10 protein-coding genes are annotated in these 11,552 nt (G+C 43.9%); 7 read left to right on the forward strand and 3 right to left on the reverse strand.

What is annotated here, in order from left to right; all coding sequences use genetic code 11:
• Positions 1 to 88: 88 nt before the first annotated feature.
• The 4 genes from R2Q85_RS02530 to R2Q85_RS02545 all read left to right on the forward strand — a co-directional run bounded on the left by R2Q85_RS02530 (position 89) and on the right by R2Q85_RS02545 (position 3,410).
• Positions 89 to 1,057, forward strand: a complete 969-nt coding sequence (locus R2Q85_RS02530; protein ID WP_316810168.1) for a PhoH family protein — start codon at positions 89 to 91, stop codon at positions 1,055 to 1,057.
• A gap of 26 nt (positions 1,058 to 1,083) precedes the next feature.
• Complete coding sequence (locus R2Q85_RS02535) at positions 1,084 to 2,034, forward strand: phosphoribosylaminoimidazolesuccinocarboxamide synthase (RefSeq protein ID WP_316810169.1); 951 nt, start codon at positions 1,084 to 1,086, stop codon at positions 2,032 to 2,034.
• A gap of 78 nt (positions 2,035 to 2,112) precedes the next feature.
• Positions 2,113 to 2,499: an STAS domain-containing protein gene (locus R2Q85_RS02540; protein WP_316810170.1), complete on the forward strand. Its 387-nt coding sequence runs from the start codon at positions 2,113 to 2,115 to the stop codon at positions 2,497 to 2,499.
• Entirely contained in the window at positions 2,499 to 3,410 is a 912-nt protein-coding gene (locus R2Q85_RS02545; protein ID WP_316810171.1) for a ribonuclease Z, read from the forward strand. Before R2Q85_RS02540 ends, R2Q85_RS02545 begins: the two co-directional genes overlap by 1 nt.
• On the opposite strand, the gene R2Q85_RS02550 is transcribed toward R2Q85_RS02545, so the two are convergent.
• The 3 genes from R2Q85_RS02550 to R2Q85_RS02560 are packed head-to-tail and all read right to left on the reverse strand — an operon-like array spanning position 3,407 to position 6,162.
• Positions 3,407 to 4,357: an MlaD family protein gene (locus R2Q85_RS02550; protein WP_316810172.1), complete on the reverse strand. Its 951-nt coding sequence runs from the start codon at positions 4,355 to 4,357 to the stop codon at positions 3,407 to 3,409. The genes R2Q85_RS02545 and R2Q85_RS02550 overlap by 4 nt on opposite strands.
• 51 nt (positions 4,358 to 4,408) lie before the next feature.
• Positions 4,409 to 5,254 carry an N-acetylmuramoyl-L-alanine amidase gene (locus tag R2Q85_RS02555; protein ID WP_316810173.1) on the reverse strand — a complete coding sequence of 282 codons (846 nt, stop codon included), beginning with the start codon at positions 5,252 to 5,254 and terminating at the stop codon, positions 4,409 to 4,411.
• 32 nt (positions 5,255 to 5,286) lie between these two features.
• Entirely contained in the window at positions 5,287 to 6,162 is an 876-nt protein-coding gene (locus R2Q85_RS02560) for an N-acetylmuramoyl-L-alanine amidase family protein (RefSeq protein WP_410478827.1), read from the reverse strand.
• 56 nt (positions 6,163 to 6,218) lie between these two features.
• Here R2Q85_RS02560 and R2Q85_RS02565 point away from each other — a divergent pair, with 56 nt between their 5' ends.
• Genes R2Q85_RS02565 through R2Q85_RS02575 form a run of 3 tightly spaced genes read left to right on the forward strand, consistent with a single transcriptional unit; the run spans position 6,219 to position 11,543 of the window.
• Complete coding sequence (locus R2Q85_RS02565; protein WP_316810175.1) at positions 6,219 to 8,900, forward strand: putative LPS assembly protein LptD; 2,682 nt, start codon at positions 6,219 to 6,221, stop codon at positions 8,898 to 8,900.
• Positions 8,901 to 8,910: 10 nt separating this feature from the next.
• Positions 8,911 to 10,158 (forward strand): competence/damage-inducible protein A, encoded by a 1,248-nt coding sequence (locus R2Q85_RS02570; RefSeq protein WP_316810295.1) that lies wholly within the window; start codon positions 8,911 to 8,913, stop codon positions 10,156 to 10,158.
• 50 nt (positions 10,159 to 10,208) lie between these two features.
• Positions 10,209 to 11,543 (forward strand): dihydrolipoamide acetyltransferase family protein, encoded by a 1,335-nt coding sequence (locus tag R2Q85_RS02575; protein WP_316810176.1) that lies wholly within the window; start codon positions 10,209 to 10,211, stop codon positions 11,541 to 11,543.
• Positions 11,544 to 11,552 lie beyond the last annotated feature (9 nt).

The following is an 11,552-nucleotide window of genomic DNA, read 5'->3' on the forward strand; positions in this document are numbered from 1 at the left end:
TTATTCTTAATCTTGCGTAAGCGGCAAATCGCGTACAAATATTCAATTTTTATATCAAAATATACACTCCTATCTAAAAAACAATATTTTGAACGAACTAAAATTAACATTAGAATCGGTAGATCCGGTACAGTTCTGGGGTACAAATAATGAGCATTACGAGTTGATCAAAAATGCTTTCCCTAAACTTAAAGTGGTAGCAAGAGGTAACGAAGTTAAGGTACTGGGTGATGATCAGGAACTTAAGGGTTTTGAACTGAAATACAACCAGCTGCTCCATCACCTGGAACAGTTCAGTTCTCTGACCCCAAATGATGTAGAATCGATTTTAGTTTCGAAGAAGACATCGTCACCTGCTGAAAATGGAGCAGAGAAACCTGCCAGCACTGGCGGGGGCGGAGAGGTGATTGTTTTTGGTACCAATGGCTTGATGGTGAAAGCCAGAACGGCCAACCAGCGCCGGATGGTAGACAGTATTGGAAAGAACGATGTGCTGTTTGCGATTGGCCCTGCCGGAACGGGAAAAACCTATACTGCAGTAGCTTTGGCCGTAAGGGCTTTGAAAAACAAAGAGATCAAAAGAATCATACTGACCAGGCCGGCTGTTGAAGCGGGGGAGAACCTGGGCTTTTTGCCCGGGGATTTAAAGGAAAAGGTAGATCCTTACCTGCGCCCTTTGTACGATGCCCTGGATGATATGATACCGGCAGAGAAGCTGAAAACCTATATCGAGAACCGGACCATTGAAATTGCACCACTGGCATTTATGCGTGGAAGGACGCTTGATAATTGTTTTGTGATACTGGATGAGGCCCAGAACTCGACCGATCTGCAGTTAAAAATGTTTTTGACACGTATGGGGCCATCGGCCAAGTTTATTGTAACCGGCGACGTAACGCAGATCGATCTGCCTAAAAAACAGATGTCGGGTTTACACAATGCACTGCGCATACTGGACGATATACCGGGCATAGAGATCATTTACCTGAACGGTGATGATGTGGTGAGGCATAAACTGGTGAAAAGAATATTAAAAGCTTACGGCGATATACAATAAGAGAGGGATCTTAGATTTTTAAGAAGATGACAGCAATTAAAGAAACAAATTTCAGCTTTCCGAAGCAGACCAATTTTTATAAGGGAAAAGTGCGCGATGTGTACACGATTGATAACCAGTTTATGGCAATGGTGGTAACCGACAGGATATCTGCGTTTGATGTGGTTTTACCAGAAGCCATTCCTTTTAAAGGGCAGGTATTGAACCAGATTGCAGCTAAGTTTTTAAATGCGACGAAGGATATCGTACCCAACTGGGTAATTGCTGTGCCGGATGAAATGGTAACTGTTGGCCGCATCTGTGAACCCTTTAAAGTGGAAATGGTAGTACGCGGATACCTTGCAGGCCATGCCTGGAGAGAATACAGCGCGGGTAAACGCAGCGTTTGCGGGGTAGCCTTACCGGAAGGCCTCAAAGAGAATGATAAACTGCCTGAACCCATCATTACCCCAACTACAAAGGCTGCTGTTGGTCATGATGAGGATATCTCCAAAGCAGATATTTTAGCCAAAGGCATTGTTTCCCTGGCCGATTATACATTGCTGGAGAAGTATACCTATGCGTTGTATGAAAGAGGGACAGAAATGGCTGCTGAACGCGGTCTGATCCTGGTAGATACCAAATACGAATTTGGTAAAGCAGCCGGGGAGATCTTTTTGATTGACGAGATCCATACGCCTGATTCTTCCCGTTATTTTTATGCGGAAGGCTATGCAGAAAGACAGGAACGGAACGAAGCCCAGAAACAATTGTCTAAAGAGTTTGTGCGCAAATGGTTGATTGAAAATGGTTTTCAGGGTAAGGATGGGCAAAGTATCCCGGTAATGACCCCTGAAATTGTAAATTCCATAGCCGACCGCTATATTGAACTTTATGAACAGATTACAGGAGACCGCTTTGTTAAGAATGAACAGGCAGATGTGCTGGCACGTATGGAAAAAAATGTGAATGGTTTTTTAAGCACAATTAAATTTTAAACCCTGTACATACAAATAAAATTAATTACTTTCGTATCAGACTAAATATTCATATCAGACCAAATAACGATCAATATCATGAAATTTTCAGTAGATAAGCATGAAAAGTATGTGGTTTTAAAGCTTAATGAATCCAAGCTGACGAACGACAATACACCGAAGTTGAAATCTGAGTTCATTTTATTGAACACAGAAGGTTATTGTAATATTGTATTAGACCTTTCGGCGGTAAAACAATGTAACGATTCCCAGGACCTGAGCAGTTTACTTTTTGGCGACAGACTTTGTAAAAAGGCAAATGGCTTATTTATCGTTACCGGTATCAATGAGGCTGTAGCCCAGATCCTGGAAATGTCCAGCCTTGACCAGTCACTCACTATCGTGTCTAAAATAGACGAGGCTACTGACCTGATCTTTATGGAAGAGATAGAAAAAGAATTACTGGGGAGCGTAGATAAAGGTTAATGAAGTTTGAGGTCACTATTTTAGGCAGTAGTTCTGCAACGCCTGTATACAATAGAAATCCGACGGCCCAGCTTTTAAATTGCAATGAAAAGTTCTACCTGATTGATTGCGGGGAAGGAACGCAGCAACAGCTGATCAGGTTTGGGTTTAAAGCCAATAAGATTGATTTTATTTTCATCAGTCACCTGCATGGTGATCATTATTTTGGATTGATCGGCCTGCTTTCCAGTCTGCATCTAAACGGGCGCATGAAACCCCTTAAAATATTTGGTCCTGCGGCACTGGCCGAAATACTGGCCCTGCAGTTCAAACATTCGGAAACCGTGATCAGGTACCCTTTAGAATTTGTGGCCACAGAAACGGATGTACCTGCACTGATTTTTGAAAATACAGACCTAACGGTGGAAACAGTGATTCTGAACCACCGCATTCCTTGTACCGGTTTTAAATTTGTACAGAAAAAAAGGCTGAGAAAGCTGATCGTAGAAAAGCTGGAGGCCGAAGAAATACCTCTTGATTATTACCCCCTGCTAAAAAGAGGTGTTGACCTCAGTTTACCGGATGGCAGGGTTTTGCTGAACGCAGATTATACCAGAGATCCCGAGCGTCCGAGACAGTATTGCTACTGTTCCGATACCTTGTTTGACGAGGGCTATTTTGAAAGCATTAAGGGCTGTGATACCTTGTATCACGAAGCTACCTTTTTACAGGAAATGCTGGAAAGGGCGAACCATACCCACCATACCACTGCATTGCAGGCTGCTCAGATCGCAAAAGAAACGGGAGCGGTCAAATTGCTCATCGGGCATTTTTCATCGAGGTACAAGACCCTGCAGCCACTACTTGAAGAAGCCAGGTCAGTGTTTAAAAACACGGAACTGGCCATTGAGGGGAATACCTACACGATTTAGTTGTCCTTTTTACCACCGCCAAATATAGAGAAGTGAACATAACGTTTAGGGTTCTGCTTCAGGTCTATCATTAAGTTATCCAGATTTTTAGAAGCATTGTTCAGGTTTTCGTACATTTTGGTGTCGTTAACCAGCAGGCCTAAAGTACCCTGCCCATTGTTCACCTTGTTGACGATCGTCTGCAGATCAGCCATGGCTTTATTGGCATTGTCTATCGTTTGCTTAAAGTTGGCGGCAGCCACCTGATCGGTAATGTTGCCAATATTGTTCAGAATGCCGTTTATCTTTTCGTTGTTTTTCTTTAAATTAAGGGAAATGGCCTCTACGTTAGCCAGGATTGCGGAAACTCTTGAACCTTCAGAACCCACCAGGTTGTCTACTTTCTTGGAGGTAGCTTCCAGTGAGGAAAGGGTAGAGGCGATGCTGTTAAAGCTTTTGTCAACGTTCTTTTGAAAGTTAGGGTTCAGTATAGCGTTTACACTGGTCAGTATAGAATCCATTTTCGCAATGATCAGCTCCGCTTTTTTCTGAACCGGCTGTACCGTTTCCAGCAGGCCTTTGGCTACATTTGCATTCAGGGTATCGCCATCCTGGGCAAAATCCTGCCCGGTGCCCAGTTCCATTACAATCGCCTTACTGCCCAGCAGATCCGTTCCTTCCAGTCTGGCAATGCTGTTTTTAGGGATTTCATATTTTCCTTTGATCTTTAAAGTAGCAAGGATACTGCCATCCGGCTGTAATTGAAGCTGATCAACCCGGCCAATCTGAAAACCATTGATCAGCACCGGCTTGGATACCCCCAATCCATCAACACGTGGATATTTGGCATACAGGACCGTCTCGTTCGAGAAAATGGCATTACCTTTTAAAAAATTATAACCGATAATTAATAAGGTAATTGAACAGGCTGCCAGGATGCCTACTTTAGTTTCGTTTGCTATTTTCATTGAGTATTTGTTTGTCTTTCTATTATTGTCTTCAAGCAGCCTTCGGCAGTCTTAATTGATTTCAGTTTCTTTTTTATAGGTTTTTACAGCTTTATAGATGGACGCTACGATTTCATCCTGCCCGCTGGCTGAATTCATGTAATCTTCTTCCCTGGGGTTAGAAATGAATCCTATCTCCGTTAAAACCGCAGGCATTCCACACCTTTGTAAAATTAAAATACCTTGTTCTTTTACGCCCCTGTTCACCCTTTGGCTGTCATTTGTATAATTGTTTTGGATTAAACGGGCTAATTTCAGGCTTTTGTCTCTAAATGTATTTTTGAACAAAGATAGTATAATAAATGTTTCGGGATCGTTCGGGTCATAACCATCATAGTTCTGCTTGTAGTTTTTCTCCAGCTTGATATCTGCGTTCTCCCTGATGGCAACATCCTGCTCATCCAGGCGGTGTGATCCGGCTACAAAAGTTTCGGTCCCGCTGGTAGAGGTGTTTTTTACATAACCATATTTCGCCACTCTTTTTCCGCTCCGGGTTTTGGTGTAACCTGTAACTACTCTTCTGTCGGGCATAGAGTTGCAGTGTATAGAAATAAATATATCGGCTTTGTTGTCGTTGGCCAGGGCAGCTCTTTTATGAAATTCGACGTCAATATCTGTTTTTCTGGTGTACAGAATTTTGACCTCAGGCATTTCTTCCTCAAACTTTTTGCCCAGTTTTAAGGCCACTTTAAGGGCTACATTTTTTTCCAGTGAATAACTTCCCCTGGCACCTGGTTTTGGCCCGCCATGTCCGGCATCAATAACAATGGTTTTAACTTTATATCCCTGGGCAAAAGCGGCTTGTGTACTTATAATTAATGAAATGGTGATCAGGAATATATAATTTTTCAGTCTCATCTATTTTTTTATGTTTTAATTTTAATGGCTATTTATCCTTCAATGCCCTTCCTGTAATTTTGAATAGCCTTCAATAAGCATTCCGTAATTTCATGTTGTCCGTTTTCGGAGTTCATATAATTCTCTTCATCGGGATTACTGATGAAGCCAATCTCCGTTAAAATTGCCGGCATTCCGGCCCGGGCAAGTACGGCAAGGCTTTTTTCCTGTACACCGCGATTGATGCGGCCAACATTGACGTATTCGTCCTGTACCAGCTTGGCCAGTTTCAGGCTTTGGGTTCTGAAGGTGTTTTTCATTAAAGACAGGATGATGTAGTTTTCAGGATTGTTGGGGTCAAATCCCTCATAGTTTTCCTTATAATTGTCTTCCAGAAAGATCGCGGCATTTTCCCTCTTGATCACTTCATCCTGCTCATTCATCCTTCCCATACCCGATACAAAAGTTTCGACACCCCGGGTGGAAGTGCTTTTCCGGTATACGGTTTCCCTTATGGCTACTCTTTTGCCACGGACCCTTTTATACCCGGTTACTACAGTAGACCGGTGTACGGGCATATCGTTGCAGTGAATCGAGATGAATAAGTCTGCCTTTGCATTGTTGGCAATGGCTATGCGCTCGTATAAAGGGATAAATACGTCTGTAGTCCGGGTATAAATGACCTTTACATCCTTCATGCTGGCTTCAATGGCCTCACCAAGGTGCAGGGCAGTTTTTAAAGCCACGTCTTTCTCCGTAGAATATAAGCCACGCGTAGAACCGTCACGTCCGCCATGACCGGCATCTATGACTATGGTTTTTATTTTGTATTCTTGTGTAAATGCCTGGTATCCAGATGTAATAATGATGATGTAAGAAATAAATACGATCAAAATTGCATTTGGTCTAAGCAATGGTATATTTTTCATTAATTTTGAACGTTTTGGATTAAACATTAATGCAAAAATAACATTCACACACGAATTTGAAACTTTTACGCTATATCATTTTTTTTAAAACGCTTGTTTTACTAACATCTGTTGGTAACCATGTGTTTGCATTGACTTCTTTTGCCTCATTTCAGGTTGTTCAGCAAAATGATACGACAAAGCAGGACAGCCTTAAAAAAGGGACGCTGAAAAATGATCCGGCAGATACTACAGCATCGGAGAAAATCCAGTATGCTGCTAAAGATTCTATCGCCTTTAGCAAGGACAGCAGCATTGTTTACCTGTATGGAAAAGCCAGGGTAATGTACCAGGGCCTGGAACTGGATGCCGATTACATTACCTACGACAACAGGACCCATTTGATTTATGCCAGGGGGACCAAGGATACCAAAGGAAAATATGTAGGCAGGCCCATCTTTAAAATGGAGGGGCAGGGAACTTCCCTGGCCGATTCCCTTCGGTTCAATACCATCACCAAGGAAGGAAATATTTACGGGGTTTTTACGGAGCAGGAGGGTGGTTTTTTCTCCGGTGGTAAAGCTAAAAAGCAGCCCGATGATGAGATCCACAGCAAGGGCCAGACTTACAGTACCTGTAATTTACCACATCCGCATTATGGTTTACACATTACCAAGGGGATTGTAACGGAAAACCAGATCATTACAGGGCCGGTTTACCTGCAGATAGAGGATATACCCTTACCCATAGCCTTGCCTTTTGCTTTTTTCCCCAAGCCGAACAAAAAAAGCTCGGGGATCATATTGCCAACGCCAGGTGAAGATTATACCAGGGGCTTTTTTTTACAGGACGGAGGTTATTACCTGGGCCTGAGTGATTACTGGGATGCCAGGATAACCGGAAGTATATACAGCTATGGCTCGTATAATGGCCGGGTAGCCTCAACTTATACCAAGCGGTATAAGTACAATGGTAACGTTGACCTGAGTTATGCTTTTACCAAAAATGGAACAAGGGGGACACAGGACTTTAGCACCAGCAAGGATTTCCGGATCAACTGGAACCATTCACAAAATGCCAATGCGAAACCCGGTACCACATTTTCTGCACAGGTTGATGCAGGTACCAATACCTATGACAGGGAGACGGCTGCCGGCGGAACTTACGACCCCGGCCGGATTGCAAGAAATACCTTTGGATCCAGTATTGCCTACGGCCGGACATTTGGCCAGGGAATCAACTTTACCGGTGCCTTGCGCCATTCGCAGGAAACCCAAACCAACAGCGTCAGTCTGATCCTTCCCGATATCACCTTATCCATTCCAACTTTTAATCCCTTTGATTCTAAAGAGCGGGTGGGTGAGCAAAAATGGTATCAGAAAATCACGGTGGGTTACAACCTGCAGGCCACCAATCAGATCACCGCTCCCGATTCCATCCTGTTTAAAAAAGAATCACTCCGTAAGTTCAGAAGTGGTTTCCAGCATACGATACCGGTTAATATGGCCTTTAACGTGCTGAAGTACTTTAATTTTAACGTAGGTACCTCCTATACGGAAAGATGGCATTTTCAGTCGATCCGAAAAACGTATTTCAAGGTACCCAATAAGGCAGACGCTGTTTTTATTGATACCATTCCCGGCTTTAACCGCTCTGGCCAGTATTCGCTTAGCGGGGGGATGTCAACCAAAGTTTACTCTACTGCGCAGTTCAAAAATTTAGGGAAATTTAAAGCCCTCAGGCATGTCATGACCCCAAGTATGAACTTCAGTTATACGCCTGATTTTTCTGCCCTCAAGCTGGGGAATTATAAGCAAGCTTTTTATGATGATGGAACTAAGGTGATGACAAAAGATGCAAAAGGGGACCCAACAGGACTGCTGTATTCCATTCATGAATCCTCTTATTACGGCGGGCCCGGTATGGGCAGAAATGCGTCTATTGGTTTCTCTATCGATAATACAGTAGAAGCAAAAGTCCTTTCTCCTAAAGACACCACCGGAACCGGCGAAAAGAAGATCGCGATCATACAGGGTTTAGGGATCAGCGGATCTTATAACCTGCTGGCCGAAAATTTTAAATTGTCTACCCTGAGCTTTAGTGGCCGTTCCCAGTTTACCGATAAACTGGGGATCAATTATTATGGTACCTTAAATCCGTACTTAACCGAGGAATATACAGATTCGATAACCAATACGGTTGCAACAAGACTTAAAGATCAGTATACCTGGACACAGGGGAAATTTCCCCGCCTGACCAATTTTGGCTTCTCTTTTAACTATAGCCTGAACCCTGAGGCCTTAAAAAGGAAAAATGATGCGGACGATAAAGTAAAAGAACAGGCAAATTCGGGTGCGATAAGCCCTGAACAGGCCGAAGCCCTGGCTAAGGTGAGCCGCGACCCCAATGCTTTTGTCGACTTTAACATCCCCTGGAACTTTGCCTTTTCTTATACCTTCAACTACAGTACCGATGAGGTTGGAAAGAACAGCACGGTGACCAATACTTTAAACTTTAATGGTGATGCCAATATTACCCCCAAATGGAAGGTGACTTTCAGTTCGGGATGGGATTTTCAGCGCAATACCATTTCACAGACCAATTTCTCGATATACCGGGATTTACATTGCTGGGACATGAGCTTTAGCTGGGTGCCATTTGGTTTTTACCAGAGTTATTCTGTCGACATCAAAGTGAAGGCCTCTATTCTTCAGGACCTGAAACTGAGCAAGAGAAAAGGATATTATACCAGATTTTAAAAAAACGATGATGCTAGCTGAAATTATAACCATTGGTGATGAAATACTGATCGGACAGATTGTGGATACCAATTCTGCCTGGATGGCAAAAGAGCTGAACCTGATTGGCATTAAAGTGAAACAGGTAAGTTCGGTATCTGATGATGCAGACCACATTATGGAAGCACTTATGCTTGCCGAAGGACGTGCCGATGTGATCCTGATTACAGGTGGTCTTGGGCCCACTAAAGACGATGTGACCAAAGTAACCCTGGCAAAATACTTTCATATGGGTTTCAGGAGAGATCAGGAAACGCTGGATCATGTGACGAATATTTTTACCAGCCTGAACAGGCCCATGATAGAACTGAACCGCAGGCAGGCCGACGTGCCTGATGGCTGCAAGGTGATCCAAAACAAAAACGGCACAGCACCCTGCATGTGGTTTGAACAAAATGGAAAGATCTATGTGTCTATGCCAGGGGTACCTTTTGAAATGATGTACCTGATGACCGAGGAGATCCTGCCGCGTTTGCAAAGTGCATTTAAACTGTCTGCCATCTTTCACAAAACAATTTTAACGGCCGGCATTGGTGAATCTTTCCTGGCCCAGGAAATAGAAGATATTGAAAACGGCTTGCCTGACCACATTAAACTGGCCTATCTGCCCAAACTCGGACAGGTCAGGTTAAGGTTGAGCGGAACAGCTGCGAATGAAGAAGGGTTGCAAAAAGAAGTGGAATTTTATGCAGGGCAACTCATTGCCAGGCTAAAAAAATATGTAGTAACAGACCAGGATATAGCGCTTGAAAAAGCCCTGTTAAACCTGATGGAAGAAAGGAAACTTACCCTGAGTATTGCCGAAAGCTGTACTGGTGGTTACATTTCGCATTTGATCACACAGCATCCGGGATGTTCTGCGGTATTCGCCGGCGCTGCAGTTACCTATTCCAATGCCTTAAAAACGGCTATGCTTGGGGTACTGCCCAAAACGCTGGAAAATTTTGGAGCGGTAAGTGAGGAAACGGTAAAAGAAATGGCGCAGGGATGCCTGGCCAATTTTAAAACGGATTATGCCGTTGCCGTGAGTGGAATTGCGGGCCCTGATGGGGGTACTGAAGAGAAACATGTTGGTACTGTGTGGGTTGCAGTGGCAAGTAAGCATAGGGTTGTGGCCAGGCTCTTCAGGTTTGGCAACCGGCGCACACAAAATATCGAGCGCGCTGCAGTAGCTGCGTTAACCATGGTTTTGAATGAGCTTAAACAAGATGTGGGTTAAGTCTGGGAAATACTTTACTTTTGCACCTGATACCAATCATAAAATAAAAAATGGCTCAATACGAATTATTGTTACCTAAAATGGGGGAGAGCGTTGCAGAAGCAACCATAATTAAATGGGTTAAACAGCCTGGGGACCAAATTGAGATGGATGATACGGTGTTGGAGATTGCCACGGATAAAGTAGACTCCGAAGTTCCCTCGCCAATAGCGGGTAAATTGGTAAAGCAATTGTTTAAAGAAGATGATATTGTCCAGGTAGGTGCGGTAATTGCCATTATTGAAACCGATGCGGATGTTCCCGTAACTGTAACCGAAACAGCGGAGCAGCCGGTAGCCGCAGTAAGCCCGGAAGCTGTGGTAGCAAACATACCAGGTACCGAACAGCTTCCATCCGGTTTTAGTTCTGACCGTTTTTATTCGCCCCTGGTAAAAAATATAGCCGTACAGGAGGGAATAACTCCGGAAGTACTGGATACCATAGCCGGAACGGGTGCCGAAGGGCGCCTGACCAAAGATGATTTGTTAAATTACATCCAGAACGGGAAAAAAGACAGCCCAACTGCTGCGCCTGTGCATGCCATGGAGGAGGAACAGGCAAAAGCCCAGGTTCAGCAATCGGCAATACCACAGCCTGTAAAGGCCCAGGCCCCTCAGGCCGGCAACAGTGTAAGCGGTGCCGACGAGATCATAGAGATGGACAGGATGCGCAAGCTGATTGCAGAGCATATGGTGATGAGCAAGCAGACTTCTCCGCATGTAACTTCTTTTGTGGAAGCTGACGTAACCAATATGGTCCTGTGGCGTGAAAAGGTGAAAAAGGATTTCGAGAAACGTGAAAACGAAAAGATCACCTTTACGCCGATTTTTTTAGAGGCGGTGAGCAGGGCAATTAAAGATTATCCGATGATCAACGTATCCGTAAACGGAAATCAGATCATTAAGAAGAAAGACATCAATATAGGTATGGCTGCTGCCTTACCGAGTGGAAACCTGATTGTTCCGGTGATCAGAAATGCAGATGAACTAAACCTGCTGGGTTTAACCAAAGCGGTGAACGATCTGGCCGGCCGCGCCAGGGCTTCAAAATTAAAACCTGATGAAACACAAAACGGGACCTTTACTTTAACCAATGTAGGGTCTTTTGGTAATGTAATGGGTACACCGATCATTAACCAGCCACAGGTAGCAATATTGGCGGTAGGGGCCATTAAAAAGAAACCTGCCGTACTGGAAACGGCATCCGGCGATGTGATCGCGATCAGACACATGATGTTCTTGTCCTTGTCTTATGACCACAGGGTAGTGGATGGTGCGCTAGGCGGCTCATTTGTACGCAGGGTAGCTGATTACCTGGAAAACTGGGATATGAACAGGGAAATATAAAACTCAAGT

Origin of the sequence: Pedobacter heparinus (genome assembly GCF_032678725.1) — a bacterium.
GTDB lineage: Bacteria > Bacteroidota > Bacteroidia > Sphingobacteriales > Sphingobacteriaceae > Pedobacter > Pedobacter heparinus_A.